This window comes from Puniceibacterium antarcticum, from assembly GCF_002760615.1.
GTDB classification, from domain to species: Bacteria; Pseudomonadota; Alphaproteobacteria; order Rhodobacterales; family Rhodobacteraceae; genus Puniceibacterium; species Puniceibacterium antarcticum.
Genome location: NZ_AWWI01000131.1, coordinates 14,484 through 33,902, shown reverse-complemented (window position 1 = coordinate 33,902; position 19,419 = coordinate 14,484). Strand labels below are relative to the sequence as shown.

The 19,419-nt window shown below is 63.0% G+C and carries 19 protein-coding genes and 2 tRNA genes; 9 read left to right on the top strand and 12 right to left on the bottom strand.

The window, feature by feature from the left end; translation table 11 throughout:
- The 6 genes from ftsY to P775_RS20055 all read left to right on the top strand — a co-directional run.
- Positions 1 to 1,030, top strand: a 1,030-nt coding sequence (gene ftsY / locus P775_RS20080; protein ID WP_099912666.1) for a signal recognition particle-docking protein FtsY, incomplete at its 5' end; no start/stop codon positions are given.
- A 109-nt stretch (positions 1,031 to 1,139) separates the two neighbouring features.
- Positions 1,140 to 2,042, top strand: coding sequence for an EamA family transporter (locus tag P775_RS20075; RefSeq protein ID WP_099912662.1), 903 nt, complete (start codon positions 1,140 to 1,142; stop codon positions 2,040 to 2,042).
- A 33-nt stretch (positions 2,043 to 2,075) separates the two neighbouring features.
- Positions 2,076 to 2,681, top strand: coding sequence for an inner membrane-spanning protein YciB (locus P775_RS20070; protein WP_099912661.1), 606 nt, complete (start codon positions 2,076 to 2,078; stop codon positions 2,679 to 2,681).
- A gap of 85 nt (positions 2,682 to 2,766) precedes the next feature.
- The gene (locus P775_RS20065) at positions 2,767 to 5,064 is read left to right on the top strand and encodes a xanthine dehydrogenase family protein molybdopterin-binding subunit (protein ID WP_099912660.1); all 2,298 of its coding nucleotides are present in this window, start codon (positions 2,767 to 2,769) and stop codon (positions 5,062 to 5,064) included.
- On the top strand, positions 5,042 to 6,094 hold the full coding sequence (locus P775_RS20060) for a DUF2235 domain-containing protein (RefSeq protein WP_099912659.1): 1,053 nt from the start codon (positions 5,042 to 5,044) through the stop codon (positions 6,092 to 6,094). Before P775_RS20065 ends, P775_RS20060 begins: the two co-directional genes overlap by 23 nt.
- Before the next feature lie 196 nt (positions 6,095 to 6,290).
- Complete coding sequence (locus P775_RS20055; protein WP_099912658.1) at positions 6,291 to 6,758, top strand: CoA-binding protein; 468 nt, start codon at positions 6,291 to 6,293, stop codon at positions 6,756 to 6,758.
- Between the two features lie 156 nt (positions 6,759 to 6,914).
- Here the strand turns inward: P775_RS20055 and P775_RS20050 are convergent, their stop codons facing one another.
- The 4 genes from P775_RS20050 to hisA all read right to left on the bottom strand — a co-directional run bounded on the left by P775_RS20050 (position 6,915) and on the right by hisA (position 9,108).
- Entirely contained in the window at positions 6,915 to 7,229 is a 315-nt protein-coding gene (locus P775_RS20050) for a phosphoribosyl-ATP diphosphatase (protein ID WP_099912657.1), read from the bottom strand.
- Positions 7,226 to 7,987, bottom strand: a complete 762-nt coding sequence (hisF, locus tag P775_RS20045; RefSeq protein ID WP_099912656.1) for an imidazole glycerol phosphate synthase subunit HisF — start codon at positions 7,985 to 7,987, stop codon at positions 7,226 to 7,228. The genes P775_RS20050 and hisF overlap by 4 nt, the downstream gene beginning before the upstream one ends.
- Before the next feature lie 129 nt (positions 7,988 to 8,116).
- A complete protein-coding gene (locus tag P775_RS20040) occupies positions 8,117 to 8,386 on the bottom strand; it encodes a hypothetical protein (protein ID WP_245875782.1) in 270 nt (89 codons plus the stop codon).
- Complete coding sequence (gene hisA, locus P775_RS20035; protein WP_099912664.1) at positions 8,383 to 9,108, bottom strand: 1-(5-phosphoribosyl)-5-[(5-phosphoribosylamino)methylideneamino]imidazole-4-carboxamide isomerase; 726 nt, start codon at positions 9,106 to 9,108, stop codon at positions 8,383 to 8,385. The genes P775_RS20040 and hisA overlap by 4 nt, the downstream gene beginning before the upstream one ends.
- 135 nt (positions 9,109 to 9,243) lie before the next feature.
- Here hisA and P775_RS20030 point away from each other — a divergent pair, with 135 nt between their 5' ends.
- Together P775_RS20030 and P775_RS20025 are read left to right on the top strand one after the other, a co-directional pair.
- Positions 9,244 to 9,630 (top strand): DUF2147 domain-containing protein, encoded by a 387-nt coding sequence (locus tag P775_RS20030; protein ID WP_099912655.1) that lies wholly within the window; start codon positions 9,244 to 9,246, stop codon positions 9,628 to 9,630.
- Positions 9,631 to 10,077: 447 nt separating this feature from the next.
- The gene (locus tag P775_RS20025; protein WP_099912654.1) at positions 10,078 to 10,284 is read left to right on the top strand and encodes a DUF4287 domain-containing protein; all 207 of its coding nucleotides are present in this window, start codon (positions 10,078 to 10,080) and stop codon (positions 10,282 to 10,284) included.
- Between the two features lie 182 nt (positions 10,285 to 10,466).
- Here the strand turns inward: P775_RS20025 and hisH are convergent, their stop codons facing one another.
- Positions 10,467 to 11,105 carry an imidazole glycerol phosphate synthase subunit HisH gene (gene hisH, locus P775_RS20020; protein WP_099912653.1) on the bottom strand — a complete coding sequence of 213 codons (639 nt, stop codon included), beginning with the start codon at positions 11,103 to 11,105 and terminating at the stop codon, positions 10,467 to 10,469.
- A 39-nt stretch (positions 11,106 to 11,144) separates the two neighbouring features.
- On the bottom strand, positions 11,145 to 11,732 hold the full coding sequence (gene hisB / locus P775_RS20015; RefSeq protein WP_099912652.1) for an imidazoleglycerol-phosphate dehydratase HisB: 588 nt from the start codon (positions 11,730 to 11,732) through the stop codon (positions 11,145 to 11,147).
- A gap of 138 nt (positions 11,733 to 11,870) precedes the next feature.
- On the opposite strand from hisB, the gene P775_RS20010 reads away from it, so the two are divergent.
- Complete coding sequence (locus P775_RS20010) at positions 11,871 to 12,110, top strand: Lrp/AsnC family transcriptional regulator (RefSeq protein ID WP_099912651.1); 240 nt, start codon at positions 11,871 to 11,873, stop codon at positions 12,108 to 12,110.
- Positions 12,111 to 12,203: 93 nt separating this feature from the next.
- Here the strand turns inward: P775_RS20010 and P775_RS20005 are convergent, their stop codons facing one another.
- From P775_RS20005 to P775_RS19980, 6 genes are all read right to left on the bottom strand, one after another.
- Entirely contained in the window at positions 12,204 to 13,124 is a 921-nt protein-coding gene (locus tag P775_RS20005; RefSeq protein WP_099912650.1) for a NaeI family type II restriction endonuclease, read from the bottom strand.
- An 18-nt stretch (positions 13,125 to 13,142) separates the two neighbouring features.
- Positions 13,143 to 14,102: a DNA cytosine methyltransferase gene (locus tag P775_RS20000; protein ID WP_099912649.1), complete on the bottom strand. Its 960-nt coding sequence runs from the start codon at positions 14,100 to 14,102 to the stop codon at positions 13,143 to 13,145.
- A 190-nt stretch (positions 14,103 to 14,292) separates the two neighbouring features.
- Positions 14,293 to 14,367 (bottom strand) — tRNA-Gly (locus P775_RS19995).
- Between the two features lie 22 nt (positions 14,368 to 14,389).
- Positions 14,390 to 14,464: transfer RNA gene (locus P775_RS19990), tRNA-Gly, on the bottom strand.
- Between the two features lie 164 nt (positions 14,465 to 14,628).
- Positions 14,629 to 18,072 (bottom strand): pyruvate carboxylase, encoded by a 3,444-nt coding sequence (locus tag P775_RS19985; protein ID WP_099912648.1) that lies wholly within the window; start codon positions 18,070 to 18,072, stop codon positions 14,629 to 14,631.
- 120 nt (positions 18,073 to 18,192) lie between these two features.
- The gene (locus P775_RS19980; RefSeq protein WP_099912647.1) at positions 18,193 to 19,329 is read right to left on the bottom strand and encodes an alpha-hydroxy acid oxidase; all 1,137 of its coding nucleotides are present in this window, start codon (positions 19,327 to 19,329) and stop codon (positions 18,193 to 18,195) included.
- Positions 19,330 to 19,419 lie beyond the last annotated feature (90 nt).

The following is a 19,419-nucleotide window of genomic DNA, read 5'->3' as shown; positions in this document are numbered from 1 at the left end:
GCCCAGCGTCCCGGCCCCCAGCGATCCGATGCCGCAGCCCGCGGCGCGCCTGACCCCGCCACCCCAAGAGCTGTCCGGCGCCAGACCTGAAACACCCGCAAGCCCACCACACGAGCTGGCCACCAATCCGGGGCGCAGCGGCGGCGGCGTTCTGGGACGGCTGTTCAAGCGCGGCGATGGCGCGCCGGTCCTGCGCCGCACGCTGGATGACGCGATGCTGGAACAGATCGAAGAGCTGCTGATTGCCGCCGACATGGGTGTCGACACCGCCCTGCGCGTCACCGCCAATATGGCCGAAGGTCGGATGGGACGCAAAGTCTCGACCCGCGAAATCAAGCAACTGCTCGCCGCCGAAGTTGCCAGGATCATGGAGTCGGTCGCCAAGCCCATGCCGCTCTATCCCACCAAGCCGCAGGTGGTGCTGGTTGTGGGGGTGAACGGGTCGGGCAAGACGACGACCATCGGCAAACTCGCCGCACAGTTCCGTGCTGCGGGCAAATCCGTGGTGATTGCCGCAGGCGATACCTTCCGCGCCGCCGCTGTGGAACAGTTGCAGGTCTGGGGCGACCGCGCCGGCGTGCCGGTGCTGACCGCGCCCGAAGGATCGGACCCCGCCAGCCTCGCCTTCGAGGCGATGACCAAGGCGCAGGCCGATGGCGCGGACCTTCTGATGATCGACACTGCCGGACGGCTGCAGAACCGCGCCGATCTGATGGAGGAACTGGCCAAGATCGTGCGCGTGATCCGCAAAAAAGATCCCGACGCCCCGCACAACACGCTGCTGGTGCTGGATGCCACGACTGGCCAGAACGCCCTGCGCCAGGTCGAAACCTTCCAGAAACTTGCCAATGTCTCTGGCCTCGTGATGACCAAACTCGACGGCACGGCCCGGGGGGGCGTGCTGGTGGCGCTTGCGGACAAGTTTGGCCTGCCGATCCATGCCATCGGAGTGGGCGAACAGATCGACGATCTGCAGGCCTTCGACCCCGAGGAATTCGCCGCTGCACTGACAGGCCTCGACACCGAATGAAGCGACCGCCCTCTTTCTCTTCACCCCTTTCATCTGCCCCTAAATATCCCGGGAGGTCCGGAGGGCTGGCCCTCCGGCTCCGCCCTATCAAAATTCAGAAAGCCTGCAAGTGAGTGCTTGGCTCCTCTCGCTCGAGGGCACCGAAGCGGGGCATGATCTGGCCCTGATCCTCGCCATCACGGCGGCTTTCCTGCATGCGGTGTTTGGCGCGTTGCAAAAGGGGCGGCACGATCCCTGGCTCACACGCGGCGCGATTGATGCCAGCGTCTTTGTCATGGCGCTGCCCGTCGCGCTGTTTGTCGTGCCCTGGCCCGAGCCGCATATGTGGCCGATCTTTGCCGTGGTCTGGTTGATTCACATCTCCTACAAATGCCTGCAGGCCATGGCCTATACCAAGGGCGCCTATACGGTGGTCTATCCGGTGGTGCGCGGGACTGGGCCGTTGTTTGCGGTGATCGGAGCCTATTTCCTGTTCGGCGAGGTGTTCCAGCCGATGCAATGGGTTGGTGTGGGCGTGCTGCTGTCGGGCATCTTCGGCCTTGCCGTCTACAACATGATCTATCTGCAGCCCCAGCGCGATACGCTGATGGCGGCCCTGGGGCTTGCCTTTGTCACCGGGCTCTTCGTGGCGCTTTACACCACCTATGACGCCTATGGAATTCGGGCGACGGCGGATCCGTTCACCTTTCTCGCCTGGTTCTTCGTGATCGACGGCATCGTGCTGCCGTTTTATGCCGCTCACCGCTGGCGGCAGATGCAAGACCGCCCCACGCTTGCACCGCTGATGCTGCGGGGCGTGGCGGGCGGTGTGATCGCCTTTGGCAGTTTCGGCTCGATCATGCTGGCCACCCGGCTGGATAAAGTGGGTGAGGCGGCGGTGCTGCGCGAGACCTCGACGGTCTTTGCCGCGCTCATCGGCTGGCTCGTGCTCAAGGAAACCGTCGGGCCGCGACGTATTGCCCTGATGTCGCTGATTGCACTGGGTGCGGTGATTGTTGAGTTCTCTGGATAACCCCCCCATAAGGTACGCGAAACGGAGGCCCCCATGGCAGAACGCAAGATCAATCCGACCCTGAAAACCGCGCTGGAACTTGGACCGATCCTGTTGTTCTTTGTGGCCTATCTCTGGCTCAAGGACCGCAGTTTTCTGATCGGCGGGACGGAATATGAAGGGTTTATCCTGGTGACGGCGGGGTTCATCCCGGTTCTGATGGCATCGACAGCCGCGCTTTGGGCGCTGACGGGCAAGCTGAGCCGGATGCAGGTTGTCACAGTGATACTGGTCACGGTGTTTGGCGGACTGTCGGTCTGGCTGAATGACGAGCGGTTCTTCAAGATGAAGCCGACGCTGATCTATCTGCTGTTCGCCGGCATTCTGGGCTTTGGGCTGCTGCGCGGGCAAAGCTATCTGAGATTCGCGATGGACGGGCTCATGCCGCTGGAGCACGAGGGCTGGATGCTGCTGACCAAGCGGGTCTGCGCGCTGTTCTTTGCGCTGGCGGTTGCGAACGAGGTGATCTGGCGCACGATGAGCACGGAAACATGGGTCTACTTCAAGACTTTCGGACTGAGCGCGATCATCTTTGGCTTTTTCTTCACCCAAGGCGGATTGTTCAAGCGTTACGGCACGGAGAAGTCCGACGAGGACTGAGGCGTCTTTGATCCGCGCCCTCTGGACACCCTGACCGGGCAGGCTACTGTCCCGCCTAACGCGGATAGGTCTGAGGGAACGGGTCATGGATAAATTCGGCAAGAGCCAAGCGGTCAAGCGGGTCGAGGATACGCGCCTGCTGACCGGGCATGGGCGCTATGTGGACGACATCGCGCCCGAAGGGGCACTGCACGGCTATGTACTGCGCTCATCCGTGGCACATGGCGAGATCACCACGCTCGACGTATCCGAGGCACAGGCCGCAGAGGGCGTGCATCTGGTGCTGACCGCGCAGGATCTGCTGGATGCGGGCATGAAACTGGGTATGGGCGCGACCGTGGCCAAGAATCAGGATGGTAGCATGGGGGCGGCGCCGGAACGTCCGCTGCTGGCGCGCGGGCGCGTGCGCTTTGTCGGTGAGGCGATTGCCATGATCTTTGCCGACACGCTGCAGCAGGCGCGCGATGCGGCCGAGCTGATCGCATTCGATTATGACGACTTGCCGGTGCATGTTGACCTTGCCGTGGGCGGCGCGGCGATCCACCCCGAGGCGCCCAACAACAAGGCGTTCGACTGGGCGCTGGGTGACAAGGAGGCGACCGATGCGGCCTTTGCGGCGGCGGCGCGCACCGTCAGCCTTGAGGTCGGTGACAACCGGATCATCGTGAATTCCATGGAGCCGCGCGGCTGTTACGCCGAATGGGATGGCAGCCGGTTGCATCTGGCCTTTGGCGGGCAGGGGGTTTGGGGTCTCAAGCAGAACCTGGTCGACATGCTGGGGCTTGCGCCGGACAATGTGCGCGTCACCAACCCGGATGTGGGGGGTGGGTTCGGCATGAAAGGGATGCCGTACCCTGAGTATTTTGTCTGTGCTCAGGCGGCGCGGGCGCTGGGGCGTCCGGTGCGCTGGATGTCCGACCGGGGCGAGGCGATGCTGAGCGACAATGCCGGGCGCGATCTGGTCACGCAGGCCGAGCTGGCCTTTGACGCGGACAACCGTATCACCGGCTACCGGCTGCAGACGGTCAGCAATCTGGGCGCATATAACTCGAATTTTGCCCAGCTGATCCAGACACAGCTGTTTTCGCGGGTTCTTCCCGGGGTTTACGACATTCCTACGATGTTCATTCAGGTCGACGGCATCTACACCAACACGACGCAGGTCGATGCCTATCGCGGGGCAGGCCGCCCCGAGGCGATCTATGTGCTGGAACGTGTCATGGATCGTGCCGCGCGTGAACTGGGTGTTGATCCCTGGGAGCTGCGCAAGGCGAATTTCATCCGTCCGGACCAGTTTCCCTTCACCACGCTTGTGGGGGAAACCTATGATGTGGGTGAATTTGCGCGAGTGCTGGACCGCGCCGCGCAGACGGCGGATCGCGCCGGATACGCGGCCCGCAAGGCGGCGTCGCAGAAGGCGGGAAAGCTGCGCGGCCAGGGGCTGTGTTACTATATCGAAAGCATTTTGGGCTCTCCTAGTGAGAACGTGCAAGTCACGTTCGAGGAGGATGGAAGCGCCGTGATTTATGTGGGGACACAATCCAACGGGCAGGGGCACGAAACCGTTTATGCCCAGTTCCTTTCGGATCAGACCGGCATTCCGGCAGAGCGTATCCGTGTAGTGCAGGGCGACAGTGACCTGATCGCCCAGGGTGGCGGCACCGGCGGATCCCGGTCGGTCACGGTGCAGACCAACGTGACGCTGACGGCGGTCTCTCAGATTGTCGAGAAATTCTCTGCCTTTCTGGCGGATGATATGGGTGTGCCTGCGGATCAGGTCCGCTTTGACGATGAACGGTTCCGTGCCGAAGGGTCCAACCTGACCCCGACCATGCTGGAGGTGGCCGAGATGGCCCGGGCCGCCGGGCGCATGGATTTGCTGAGCCACAAGGCAACCGCGCAACTGCCCGGGCGGTCCTATCCCAATGGTGCCCATATCGCTGAGGTCGAGATTGACCCGGACACCGGCCGCGTGAGCGTGGAGCGTTATACGGTGGTGGATGATTTCGGCAATCTGATCAATCCGATGCTGGCCGAGGGGCAGGTGCATGGCGGTGTGGTCCAGGGCATCGGTCAGGCGCTGCAGGAACGTGTGGTCTATGACGAAACCGGCCAGCTGCTGTCAGCCAGTTTCATGGATTACGCCATGCCCCGGGCGGATGACGTGCCGATGATCCACTTTTCGACCGAGGTGGTGCCGTCGACGGCCAATCCCATGGGGATGAAGGGTTGTGGTGAGGCGGGTACGGTTGGCGCGCTTGCCGCCGTGTCCAATGCGGTGCAGGACGCGCTGTGGGATCGTGGCGTGCGGCAGGCGGATATGCCGTTCACGCCACAACGTGTTTGGGACATGATGCAGGATGGTCAGATCGCGGCTGAGTGACAAGGCGCTGGGATGGCTCGCGGGGCGCTTTGCCTCTCGCCATTCCACTTTGTCTGCCGCGCGTGGCCCGCGCGATCACGTGATCATTCTGGACGGCACATTGTCGTCCATAACCCCGGGGGAAGAGACCAATGCCGGTCTGACCTATCGGCTGCTGCGCGAACAGGGCGGGTCGGTGACGGTCTATTACGAGGCCGGTCTGCAATGGCCGGACTGGGGCGCAACCGTGGATGTGATGCTGGGGCGTGGGATCAACCGACAGATCCGGCGCGCCTATGGCTATCTTGCCTCGCATTACAGGCCCGGGGATCGGATTTTCCTGATGGGATATTCGCGCGGGGCCTATGCGGTACGATCTTTGGCCGGGATAATCGACCGGATCGGGCTGATCCGGCGCGATGCGGCGACCGAAAGCAACATTCGCCAGATCTATCGCCTGTATCAGATGGATCCCGGCGGGACGGCGGCCCGCGCCTTTGCCCGGCTGTATTGCCATCCCGAAACGATGATCGAGATGGTGGGTGTCTGGGACACAGTCAAAGCGCTGGGGCTGCGGGTGCCACTGCTGTGGCGGATGGTGCAGGATGGCCATGCCTTTCACAACCATGAACTGGGGCGCTCGATCCGGTTTGGCTATCATGCGCTGGCGCTGAACGAACGCCGCCGTGTCTATGCGCCTGTGCTGTGGCAGTGCCCGCCGGGCTGGACCGGGACGGTGGAGCAGCTGTGGTTCCCGGGCACCCATGGCGATGTGGGTGGGCAACTGGGGGGATTCAGCGCGGCGCGGGGGCTTTCGAACCTGTCGTTGGTCTGGATGCTGGGCAAGCTGGAGATGCGGGGCCTGCCCCTGCCCGAAGGCTGGAGAGCGCGGTTCCCCTGCGACGCAACGGCGCCGTCGATCGGGGGATGGGCCGGGGTTGGGAAACTGTTCCTGCTGCGGGGCGCACGCAAGGTGGGGTTGGATCCGTCGGAACATCTGCACGAGTCGGTGCAGCGGGAGGAGGGGCGAGAAATGGACATTGCCATATGAGAAAAGGCAAGACTTTTGTTCACAATTTCTTTACACGGCTTTAAACTGTGGCATCTGAGCCTATCTGCTTATCAGGATCGCAGGACTGGAACCCCTGCGACACCTTCACTGTCCCTCGTTCCACACTGGCGCCCAAGGTTTCCTTGGGCGCTTTTTTATTCTGCTTTCTTCTGCGCGGGCAGTGTAGCGTGCGGGTATGAGCATTTCCGATCCCTTTCTCAAGGACATCCTGACGCGCACCAAGGTGATCGCGGTTGTCGGCGTGTCTATGAACCCGGTTCGCCCGTCTTACTACGTGGCGCGCTATCTGTCGCTGAAAGGGTACAAGGTGATCCCGGTCAATCCGGGCCATGCGGGCGAGAGGCTGTTCGGGCAGGAGGTGCGGGCGTCGCTGAGCGACATTTCCGAGCTGGTGGATATGGTGGATATCTTCCGCCGCTCAGAGGCGGTGCCGGGGGTGGTCCACGAGGCGCTGGAGGTGCTGGAGGGGCTGCGCACGATATGGATGCAGATTGGTGTGGAGCATGCGGCGGCGGCGGCGGTAGCCGAGGCGCGTGGGGTGGATGTGATCCAGAACCGCTGTCCCAAGATCGAATATCAGCGGCTGTTCGGTGAACTGCGCATGGGTGGTTTTGCAACCGGTGTGATTTCGTCAAAGCTGTGACAGCATGCGGCGCTGTTTCGGCAGGGCCGAAAGGCGCCCCGCCCGCCGTCCCATCCGGTGTTTTATCGGTTCAAGGGGTTGTGTGGGTGGGCATGTCGCAACGAGGGGCCAGCCCCTCGCGCTCCCCGGGATATTTGAGGGCAGATGAAGGCAGGCTCAGGACGCGGGACGGGCAGCCTTTTCGGCGAGCCCCGAGGTGCCCTGGCGGCGTTCGAGTTCTGCCATGACGTCAGCGAGCGGGACGTCGCGGGACTGCAGCATGACCAGCAGGTGAAAGAGCACATCCGCCGCTTCGCAGGTGAGGCGGGTGCGGTCGCCTTTGACGGCTTCGATGATCGCCTCGATCGCCTCTTCGCCAAACTTTTCGGCGCATTTTTCCGGACCCTTGGCCAGCAACTTCGCGGTCCAGCTGCTGTCTGGATCAGCATTTGCGCGCTGGGCGATTGTTTCGGCAAGGTCGTCGAGGGTCATGACAGGCGCATCGGCACGCCGGCCGCCTGCATATGCGCCTTGGCCTCGGCGATGGTGAAGTCGCCGAAGTGGAAGATGGAGGCGGCGAGGACCGCGCTTGCGCCCCCTTCGGTTACGCCTTCGACCAGGTGATCAAGCGTGCCGACGCCCCCGGACGCGATGACGGGGACGCTGACCGCATCGCTGATCGCGCGGGTCAGGGGAAGGTTGAAGCCCGAGCGGGTGCCATCCTTGTCCATCGAGGTGAGCAGGATTTCCCCGGCGCCCTTGGCTGTCATGGTCATGGCAAAGTCCACAGCGTCGATGCCGGTGGCGCGGCGGCCGCCATGCGTGAAAACCTCCCACTTGCCGGGGGCCACGGTCTTGGCGTCGATGGCAACGACGATGCACTGGCTGCCGAACTGGTCTGCTGCCTCGGTCACCACGTCGGGGTTGGCGACGGCCGCCGAATTGAAGCTGACCTTGTCAGCGCCCGCGAGCAGCAGTGCACGGACATCCGCCACCGTGCGCACACCGCCGCCGACGGTGAGGGGGATGAAGCATTGCTCAGCGGTGCGGGTGACCACGTCGAACATGGTGCCGCGGTTTTCGTGGGTTGCGTTGATGTCGAGAAAGCAGATCTCGTCTGCGCCGGCGGCGTCATAGGCGCGGGCGGCATCGACGGGGTCGCCTGCGTCGCGCAGATCGACAAAATTCACGCCTTTGACCACGCGGCCGTCGGCCACGTCGAGGCAGGGGATGATGCGGGTCTTGAGCATGGGGCCGCCGTTCAGTTGGTGTTTGATCACCTTTTAGGCGGGAATGGCCGGTGATGCCAGAGGCGGCTGTGCCTTGTGCGGCAATCGTTTGAAACGGCGGGTGATTTTCCTGCCTGCGCGGGTCGGGGGCTAGCGTCGTGCGCGGCGGATCAGCGCGAAGATGCCCCAGAGCATCGCGACGCCCATCACAAGCGGACCGAAGAAGAGCGGCCCCCATGCGCCCAGCATGCCGAAGGTATAGGCATTTTCGGACTGATCCGTGCCCCAGACGAGGCAGGGATTGGCAAAGCCCTCGTGGATGGTGCAGCCGAAGGGGCCGGAGAGGATCATCACGGCGGCGATGCACAGGATCCAGAGCAGGATCGGGCCGAACACCAGCGCCGCAAAGACCCGGTTCATGCGCTCTGGAGGGCCTTCAGCGCAGCACGCAGGTCAAGGGCGCCGTCATAGAGGGCGCGGCCTGAGATGGCGCCCGAGATCACGCCGGTGTCGCGCAGGGCGGTGAGGTCGGCCAGAGAGCTGACACCCCCCGAGGCGATGACGGGGATGGTGACGGCGCGGGCCAGAGCCTCGGTCGCGGGGATGTTGGGGCCCTGCATGGCGCCGTCGCGGTTGATGTCGGTGTAGATGATGGCGGCGACGCCTGCATCTTCGAAGGATTTGGCGAGGTCTGTGACCATCACGTCGGTTTCCGTGGCCCAGCCTTTGGTTGCCACACGACCGTCGCGGGCGTCGATTCCGACGGCGACCTGACCGGGAAAGGCGCGGGCGGCTTCGCGCACGAGGTCAGGGTTTTCCACAGCGACGGTGCCCAGAATCACCCGGGCGAGGCCCTTGGTCAGCCAGGCCTCGATTGTGGCCATGTCGCGGATGCCGCCGCCCAGCTGGGCGGGGATGCCGGGGCAGGCGGCGAGGATGGCATCGACCGCGTCGCCATTGACCGGCGTTCCGGCAAACGCGCCGTTGAGGTCGACGAGATGCAGCCATTCACAGCCCGCATCGGCAAAGGCACGGGCCTGATCGGCGGGCTTATCGTTGAAAACAGTGGATTTTTCCATGTCGCCGCGCAGAAGGCGGACGGCCTGACCATCCTTGAGGTCGATGGCGGGGTAGAGGATCATGCGCAGCTTTCCCTGAAATATCTGCTGCGTGTTTTGCATGACGGAACGACAGATGCAACGCGACCTGACGTCAGACTTGATCGGAATGCGGCCTGTTCGCATGGTTGGTGAGAGGACTTTGGGAGGAGTTGAGACATGAAGAGACTGAGTGCGATTGTTCTGACGCTGAGCCTGTGTGCCGGGGCGGTCTGGGCGGACCCGATCGAGGGCACATGGCAGACCGAGCCTGATGACGGGAGTTATGCGCTGGTGGGGCTAAAGCCTTGTGGCACAATGATTTGCGGGACGATTGAGCGCACGTTCAACGCGTCGGGCGAATACAAATCCCCCAATATCGGCAAGGTGCTGGTGATCAACATGGTGCCACAGGGCAACGGCGCCTATGAGGGCAAGGTCTGGCGCCCGTCGAATGACAAGATCTACATGGGCAAGATGCAGCTGGACGGCAATACGGTGAAATTGTCGGGCTGCGTGCTGGGCGGGCTGCTGTGTTCCAAGCAGACCTGGCAGCGGGTTAACTAGATCTGAACGTCGCGGGCGCGTCCATCGCCCATACGGGGGCCGACAGTGCTGTGTCGGCCCCTTTTTCATGTTCAAGCCTTTGGCATTACAGCAAAAACGCGATATGGAAACCGTATGGATTGCGTATGGAAACCGTGTGGCTGGGAGTCGGGTTTGCGTGGCACGTGAGGTTGCTCAAACGTCACGAATATCCTCGCCAGACCGGCCTTTCAGCGCTTCTTGCGCCAAGGTCGGGGGTGCGGAAAATGGGGACTTTCGCTGCGATTTTGCCAATGTCGGCTTTCGTAAATAGAAAGGCGTCAATAAGTTTGGTTCTAACGAAGCTATTTGGCGCATTGGTTGCTGCGCTTGCTCCACTATGGGACATCTCCCAACTAGACGGTTGTGGCTTTGCCGTGTGTTCCGGTATTCTGCGATAGAGTGTATCGACTTTAGAGGAACCATTTCATGGAAGAGAAGGTCAAAGGCCCCGCGTCCTATTTCCCTTCTATCGAGAAGACTTACGGCAAGCCGGTTCAGCATTGGCTCGACCTGATCTCAGCCAGACCCGAAGAGAAGCACATGGAGACGGTTGCTTGGCTTAAGTCTGAACATGGGCTCGGTCACGGACATGCAAATGCGCTCGTGGCTCATTCGCGGGCCTCGAACAATTAGGTGGAAATTACGATTTCGCTCCAGCAGACCCAAAAACCAGACATGTCTTGATGGCGCAGCATCTTTTATTCTGGACTCAGAGCCGCCGTTCTTCGCACTATGACGAACGGTGGCTTCTCCTTGCGCAGAGGCACTCCGGGTCATGATCTGACGCTCAGGCCCATCCTATCCCCTATCTGACCTCAGGGTTTCCATTTCAGGAAGTTGGCGATCATGCGCAGGCCGTTGTCGGCGGATTTTTCCGGGTGGAACTGCAGGCCCAGCATGTTGTCGCGTCCGACGATGGCGGTGATTTCCTCGGCATAGTCCACATGGGCGATGCGCTGGGTCATGTCGGCCATGCGGATCTGGTAGGAATGCACGAAATAGGCGTGATCGCCGGTCTTGATGCCGTCCAGCACCGGGTGCGGGTGGTTCAGGACCAGATCGTTCCAGCCCATATGCGGCACCTTGAAGGAGCGGTCCTTGGGCGCGATGTGCATGACCTCTCCGTCGATCCAGCCCAGACCGTCGGTTTCGGTGTATTCATGCCCCTTGCGGGCCATGAGCTGCATGCCGACGCAGATGCCGAGGAAGGGGCGGGCCTTGACCTCGACCGCTTCGACCATAGCGTTGTAGAGGCCGCTGTCGCCGCGCAGGGCGGTGGCGCAGGCGGGAAAGGCGCCGTCGCCGGGCAGGACGATGCGGTCGGCCTTTGCCACCACATCGGCGTCGGTGGTGACGATGACCGACCCGGCGCCAGTTTCCGCCGCCATGCGTTCAAAGGCCTTTTGGCAGGAGTGCAGATTGCCGCTTTCGTAGTCGATGATGGCTGTCAGCATGGGGTGCCTTGATCCTGTAGTGTCAGTGGGGGCGCGGGGTTAGAGCGCGCCTTTGGTCGAGGGGATGGCCTGCGCTGTGCGGGGGTCGGTTTCGACGGCTTCGCGCAGGGCACGGGCCACGGATTTGAACGTGGCCTCGGCGATGTGGTGGCTGTTGAAGCCGTGCAGGAGGTCGATGTGCAGGGTGATGCCGCCATGGGTGCTGAGCGCCTGAAAGAATTCGCGCACCAGTTCGGTGTCAAACGTGCCGATCTTTGGGCTGGGCATGGGCACATTCCAGATCAGGAAGGGCCGCGCAGAGAGGTCGAGCGCACAGCGCACCTGTGCGTCATCCATGGGCAGCAGGCAGGACCCGTAGCGGCGGATGCCTGTCTTGTCGCCCAGAGCCTTGACCAGTGCCTGACCGAGCGCAATGCCGGTGTCTTCGACCGTGTGGTGGTCGTCGATGTGCAGATCGCCCTTGGCACGCACGGTCATGTCGATCAGCGCGTGGCGCGACAGCTGGTCCAGCATGTGGTCAAAGAAGCCGATGCCGGTCTGGTTGTCATAGCTCCCGGTGCCGTCGAGGTTGATCTCGACAGTGATCTCGGTCTCGGATGTGGCGCGGGTGACGGTCGCGGTGCGCATGGGGCTCTCCTGCCAGTTTGTGGCGTTCGAAGGGCTTATAGGCGGCGCGGGCGGTCGGGCCAAGGGGGGCGGCACGTTTTGCGATTGTGCGGGCGGGGTGGCTGTGCCAGCTTTTGCGCACAGAATTAGGAGCCTTCCATGACCACCTGCGTCTTTGTCCAGATCCGCTGCACCCCCGGCACCACCTATTCGGTGGCCGAAGAGATTGCCCTGCGCGAAATCCATTCCGAATTGTATTCGACAAGTGGCGATTATGACCTGCTGGTCAAGCTCTACGTGCCCGAGGGGCAGGATGTGGGCCATTTCATCAACGAGCACATGAGCGGGATCAAGGGGCTGGAACGCACGCTGACGACGCTGACGTTCAAGGCGTTTTAGGGCGGGACAGGATCGGGGCCTTCGGCTTGACTCTGGTCCGGGTGCTGGGGTGATCCTTTGCTCTAGATCGACGGCGGTCGTTTCAGAACCGGATCAGAGGTCCAGCCTGCTTTGTCGGGGGGGCCAGCAGAGGGGGGCGCCGGTGCGCAGGGCGAGATCGGCCTCTGCCTGTGTCTGCGGCTGATACGAGATGAATTCGCTGCCGGTGCAGGCGGGCAGGTGCAGCGCCTTGATCAGCGGCGCGTCGTAATGGCCCGAGAGCAGCAGGATGCCCTCCTCGGCCAGATGATCGCGTGCACCGCGCCCCTTGTCCGAACGGATGCGGCGCATGAAATCCTGTTGCTGGGCGACCGCCTCGACCACGTCGCGGGTGATCGGCTGGCCGGTGATTTCGCGAAACAGGGTGGCCATGCGCTGATTGCCGGTGCTGCCTGCAAAGATGTGGGTCACGGTCGCGGGCGGTACGTTGCGCCAGAAATTGGCTGGGTAGGGCTGGTGACAGAGCAGCCAGAGGATATGGGCGAAGCCATTGGCCGAAATGGATTTCTTGGCATCCTTGTTCTGGCCAACTGTCAGATAGTCGGGGCGCGCCACGATCAGGCCGAGGTAGCACATGGCGCGCGATTCGTCCGCGGCGACCAGCAGGCAGGGGTGATTGACCGCCTCTGTCGGGATCATCCAGTTGCTGCCCATGGTGTTCTTGATGTCCACATCATGGCCCAGAATGACCGTGTCGAGCCGCCCGCGTGACAGGCGCAGCAGGGCGCGCAGTTCGATCTCGACCCGGGTGCCGATATAGGTCTTTTCGGTCTTTTCCAGCTCGTCATAGGACCTGCGCCCGGTCTTGGGCGTCATGATCACATCGTCGATGCAGCGGCGCAGCATGGCGGGAAAGGCCTCGGCCAATGTGGCAGCACCGCCCGCGCGGCGGGTGATGTCGTCCGCCAGGGCGTGCAGCAGCGGGTGATCCGGGTGGTCCGGGGTCACGAGGCTGGAGGGAAGGGTTTTCTTCATGGGGGCGCGCGACCGAGGTCAGGCGCGGACGCTGCGCAGCACGCGTTTGCGCAGGGCGCGGGAAATCTGGGTCGAGACGGCCTGCGCCACGGGGGGCGGAAAGGCGTTGCCGACCTGACGATAGGCGTTGGTTTTTGCGCCGGTAAAGTGCCAGTCATCTGGGAAGCCCTGAATGCGGGCGACCATGGGTACGGTCAGGCGCGGCATGCCGTTGTGAAACGGATCTGGCGCCTCGGGGGCGATGGTGCGACCCTCGACCCCAAGCGTTGCCCATGCGGCGCGCGCACGGGTCGGGCCAAGGTCGGGGCCGCCGTGTTTTTTGGAGCCGCCAACGATGGTCGGGGCAATCTCGTCCGCCTTGGCCGCCCAGTCATCGGCCCCGCGCCAGCCGCGTTCGGCCATGAGGTCGCGCAGGGTTTCGCCCACGGTGGGCGGGTTGTGCGGGTTGGGATCGGGCCACTGGAACAGATCGGCGCGGGATTTCTGGATGGCGACGATCACCACGCGGGGGCGCAGCTGCGGCACGCCGTAATCCGACGCATTCAGCAGGCGCCAGTCGGTGCGATAGCCAAGCTTGTCGAGCTGGCCTTTGAGCTTTTCACGGTAGTCGTGAAAGACCGCGTCGAGAAAGCCGCGCACGTTTTCGATCATCACGGCACGGGGGCGGGCGGCGTCGATGATGTCGATGGCATCGTTGAAAAGGTTGCGTTCGTCCTGTTCGCCAAGCTGCTTGCCCGCGACGGAAAACGGCGGGCAGGGCAGGCCACCGGCCAGAAGATCAAGCCCCCTGAACGACTTGGCCTGTTCGCGGAACAGGCGCATGTCTTCTTCGAGGACGTTCCATTCGGGGCGGTTGTGGCGCAGGGTGTTGCAGCAGTGGTGGTCGATTTCCACGAGGGCGGCGTGATCGAAACCGGCCTTTTCCAGGCCAAGAGCCTGTCCGCCTGCGCCTGCGCAAAGTTCCACCGATGTCAGCATTTTGCAGGCCCTCTTTTGGCGGATAAAACCCGTTGCGGGCCGCTTGCGCAACCGAAGAATAACATCTTCGAGGCGTTCCGTCTTCGTTCTTATCCACAGGGGGGGCGGCGGGCAAGACACTAATCTGCGGCGCGGTTGGAAAAAACAAAAGCCGCCCCTGAGGGCGGCCTTGTTTTTATTATCGTCCGACTGGAGCGGGCGAGGCGATTCGAACGCCCGACCCTAACCTTGGCAAGGTTATGCTCTACCCCTGAGCTACGCCCGCGCTTCAGTCGTTTCGTCACCATTGGAGCGGGCGAGGCGATTCGAACGCCCGACCCTAACCTTGGCAAGGTTATGCTCTACCCCTGAGCTACGCCCGCTTACCGATGGTGTGGCGGATTTAGTCGCAAGACGCGGGCGCTGCAAGAGGAAATTTGCGCGAAGCAGGAAAAGTTGCGTGCCGCCGCTGATCCGGGTGCAGGGTGAGTCTGCCGCGACCGGAACGCTTGCCCCCGGTCACAGCGATGGTGCCTGAAAGGCGGCTTTATTCCAGCTCTATCAGCAGATCCTTGGCGTCGATCTGGCCACCTGCCTGCACATGCACAGCCTTGATCACCGCGTCGCGTTCGGCGTGCAGGCCGGTTTCCATCTTCATCGCCTCGATCGTCAGCAGCAGATCGCCCTCTTTCACCTTCTGGCCGGTCTTTGCGGCCACGGTTGCCACCACACCGGGCATCGGGGCGCCAATGTGGTTGGAATTGCCGGCCTCTGCCTTGGGGCGTGCGACCGAAGACGCTTTTGCCTTGCGGTTGGGCACGCGGATGGTGCGGGGCTGGCCGTTGAGTTCAAAGAACACCCGCGCTTCGCCGTCTTCCTGTGTCTCGCCGATGGTCTGCAGGCGAATCTCCATGATCTTGCCGGGGTCGATTTCGGCGGTGATCTCTTCGCCCGGTTCCATGCCGTAAAAGAAGGTTTTGGTCGGCAGCACCCGGACAGGGCCGTAGGTGCGGTGGCGGCCCATGTAATCGAGAAACACCTTGGGATACATGAGGTAGCCCATCAGATCCTCGTCATCGACCTCTTTGCCCTCCATCTCTTTGCTCACATCGGCGCGGATCTTTTCCAGATCGGCGGCGGGCACATGTTTGCCGGGGCGTTCAGTGTTTGGCTTTTCGCCCTTCAGCACCTTTTTGACGATGCCCTTGGGGAAGCCGCCCGGAGGCTGGCCGAGGTTGCCGCGCATCATGTCGATGACCGAATCAGGAAAGCTGACGTCGCTTTTGGGGTCTTCGACCTGCGCACGGGTCAGGCCCTGAGAGACCATCATCAGCGCCATGTCCCCGACAACCTTTGACGAGGGCGTCACCTTGACGATATCGCCGAACATCTGGTTCACATCGGCGTAGGTCTTGGCGATTTCGGGCCATTTCTCTTCGAGCCCCAGCGAACGTGCCTGGGCGCGCAGGTTGGTGAACTGACCGCCGGGCATTTCGTGCAGATAGACCTCTGACGCGGGGGCCTGCATGGCGGATTCGAACGCCGCATATTGCATGCGCACCTGTTCCCAGTAGGTCGACATGTCGCGGATCGCGGACATGTCGAGCCCGGTGTCGCGTTCGGTAAAGCGCAGCGCCTCGACCACGGAACCCAGCGTCGGCTGGCTGGTGTTGCCCGAGAGCGCATCCATCGCGGCATCAACCGCGTCCACGCCCGCCGCGGCGGCGGCCATGATCGAGGCGATCCCGGCGCCCGAAGTGTCATGGGTGTGGAAGTGGATCGGCAGGCCGACCTCTTCCTTCAGCGCCTTGACCAGTGGTCCGGCGGCAGAGGGTTTCAACAGGCCCGCCATATCCTTGAGGCCGAGGATGTGGGAACCGGCGGCCTTCAGTTCCTTGCCCATCTCGACATAGTATTTCAGCGAATATTTTGCGCGGTCGGGGTCGAGGATATCGCCGGTGTAGCAGATGGAGCCTTCGAGGATCTTGTTGGTTTCCAGCACGGCATCCATCGAGACGCGCATGTTTTCCACCCAGTTGAGCGAGTCAAAGACGCGGAAGACATCGACACCCGATTCGGCGGCGCGTTTGACAAAGGCCTGCACCACGTTGTCGGGATAGACGGTGTAGCCGACGCCGTTCGAACCGCGCAGCAGCATCTGGGTCATGACGTTGGGCAGTTTGGCGCGGATGTCGCGCAGGCGCTGCCATGGGCATTCCTGCAAAAAGCGGTAGGCCACGTCAAAGGTCGCGCCGCCCCAGCATTCGACGCTGAAGAGCTGTGGCAGGTTGGCGGCGTAGGCCGGGGCTGCCTTGATCATGTCGATCGAGCGCATGCGGGTGGCGAGCAGCGACTGGTGGCCGTCGCGCATGGTGGTGTCGGTGATCAGCACCTGTTTCTGGGCGGCCATCCAGTCGGCCACGGCCTGCGGGCCTTTTTCCTCAAGCAGATTGCGGGTGCCTTTGGCGATCTCTTCACTGCGCGCGACGGGGGCCTTGGGGTTTTTCAGATCGGCCATGGGCAGGGCGCGGCCCTCGACCTCGGGGTGGCCGTTCACGGTGATATCGGCGATGTAGGTCAGCACCTTGGTGCCCCGGTCGCGGCGTTTCTTGAAGTGAAACAGCTCGGGCGTCTCGTCGATGAACTTGGTGTGGTACTGGTTGTTCAGGAAGGTCGGATGCTTGAGCAGGTTTTCCACAAAGGCGATGTTGGTGGACACACCCCGGATGCGGAATTCGCGCAGGGCGCGGTCCATGCGGGCAATCGCCTTTTCCGGGGTCTGCGCCTTGGCGGTGATCTTGACCAGAAGCGAGTCATAATAGCGGGTGATGACGCCGCCCGCATAGGCGGTGCCGCCGTCCAGACGGATGCCCATGCCGGTGGCGGAGCGATAGGCGGTCAGGCGGCCATAATCGGGGATGAAGTTGTTCTGCGGGTCCTCGGTGGTGATGCGGGTCTGCAGGGCGTGGCCGGTCAGGCGGATGTCATACTGGCTGGCCTTGCCGGTCGCTTCTGCCAGGGACTTGCCCTCGGCAATCATGATCTGGGCCTGCACGATGTCGATGCCGGTCACTTCTTCGGTGACGGTGTGTTCGACCTGAACGCGGGGGTTCACCTCGATGAAGTAGAAATTGCCGTCGTCCATATCCATCAGGAATTCGACGGTGCCGGCGCATTCGTAATTCACATGGGCGCAGATCTTGCGGCCGAGTTCGCAGATCTCCTCGCGCTGGGCCTCGCTCAGGTAGGGGGCGGGGGCGCGTTCGACGACCTTCTGGTTGCGGCGCTGCACAGAGCAGTCGCGCTCGAACAGATGGTAGATCTGGCCATGGCTGTCGCCAAGGATCTGCACCTCGACATGGCGGGCGCGCATGATCATTTTCTCAAGGTAGCCTTCGTCATTGCCAAAGGCGGCCTTGGCCTCGCGCCGACCTTCGCGAACTTTTTCCTCAAGCTCTTTCTCGGACATGATCGGGCGCATGCCGCGCCCGCCGCCGCCCCAGGACGCCTTGAGCATCAGGGGATAGCCGACCTCGGCCGCCTCTTTCTTGATCGCGGCCATGTCGTCGCCCAGCACCTCGGTTGCGGGGATGACGGGCACGCCTGCCTCGACCGCGACGCGGCGGGCGCTGGCTTTGTCGCCCAGCTGGCGCATGGTCTTGGCCTTGGGGCCGATAAAGGTGATCCCGGCCGCGTCGCAGGCATCAACAAAATCGGGGTTTTCGGACAGCAGGCCATAGCCTGGGTGGATCGCGTCGGCGCCAGAGGCTTTGGCCACGCGGATGATTTCCGGAATGCTCAGATAGGCCGCGACCGGCCCCAGACCTTCGCCGATGCGATAGGATTCGTCTGCCTTGAAGCGGTGGAGGCCCAGCTTGTCCTCTTCGGCAAAGACCGCAACGGTTTTTTTGCCCATTTCATTGGCAGCGCGCATGATGCGGATGGCAATTTCGCCACGGTTCGCAATGAGGATCTTTTTGAATTCGGGCATGTGGGTCTTCCTGAGAATGAGGATTGCCCGAAGGTTACGCAAGAAATCTAGGGTTAACAACTGGCCGAAACGGGTAGGTCCCCATTGCCCGAACGGATGCCTTTTTTTGCGGCGCCCGAACTAGACGAGGTGGGCGCGTCCGCGCAGATCCGTGGCGCGCGCCACACCAAGCTGGCCGAGGTTGGCGGTCATGTCGCGTGACAGGATGTCGATCAGATGGGCGGGGCCGTCGGCGCCGAGTGCTGCGAGCGCATAGTGAAAGGCGCGGCCCAGCATGACAAAATCCGCGCCCTGTGCGATGGCGCGCAGGATATCGAGCCCGCCTTCGATCCCGCTGTCAAAGATCAGCGGCAGGGTGGTGGCGGCGCGGATGGCGGGCAGGACGTCAATGCTGGCCGGGGCGGCGTCAAACTGACGCCCGGCATGGTTGCTGACCCAGATCGCATCGACACCGGCCTGTTCAAGGCGGGGCACGTCATCGGGGTTGAGCACGCCCTTGACCACAAGCGGGCCATCCCAGTGGTCGCGCAGCCATGTGAGGTAGTCCCAGTCGGGTGAGGTGCGCAGGAGGTATCCCACATGGGCGGTTGAGTCGGTGGAGCCTGTGTTGCTGGCGTAGGCGTCGAGTGTGCGCATGTGCGGCATGCCCAGTTGCGCGGTGCCGATGGCCCATGCGGGGCGCAGCGCGACCTGTGCCAGCAGGCGCGGGGTCAGGCGGGGTGGTTGCATCAGCCCGCCGCGCAGCTGGCGTTCGCGGCGCGAGGCGACGGGCACATCGACGGTGAGGACCAGCGTGGAAAAGCCCGACTCGCGGGCGCGGCGCAGCATGTCCTTGCGGATGTCGGTATCGCGCGGCGGATAAAGTTGGAACCAGCCCTTGCCATTGGTCAGGGGGCCGATGGTTTCCGGCGTTTGGGTGGCGACGGTCGAAAGGCCGTAGGGAATGCCCGCATGGGTTGCGGCGCGGGCCAGCAGCTTTTCCGCATCAGGCCAGATCAGACCCGACATGCCAAGCGGCGAGATGCCCACCGGCAGGGGATGTGATTCGCCCAGCAAGGGCGTGGTGAGGTCCGACGCGATCTCTCCGTGCAGGATGGAGGGCGTGAACAACACGCGGTCGAGCGCTGTGCGGTTGCGGCGCTGGGTGGCTTCGGTGCCGGTGGCCGAATCGAGGTATTCCCAGACAAAGCGGGGGATGCGGTGACGGGCGCGGGCGCGCAGGTCGGCGATGGCGGGATAGCGGCTGTTCATGTCCATGGCGCATGATTGGCGGGTTGCGCGGGGGGCTGCAAGGGTGCTTGCGCGCTGCTGCGGGGGCGTTCGGATTTTCTTTGCCGGGGCTTGGGA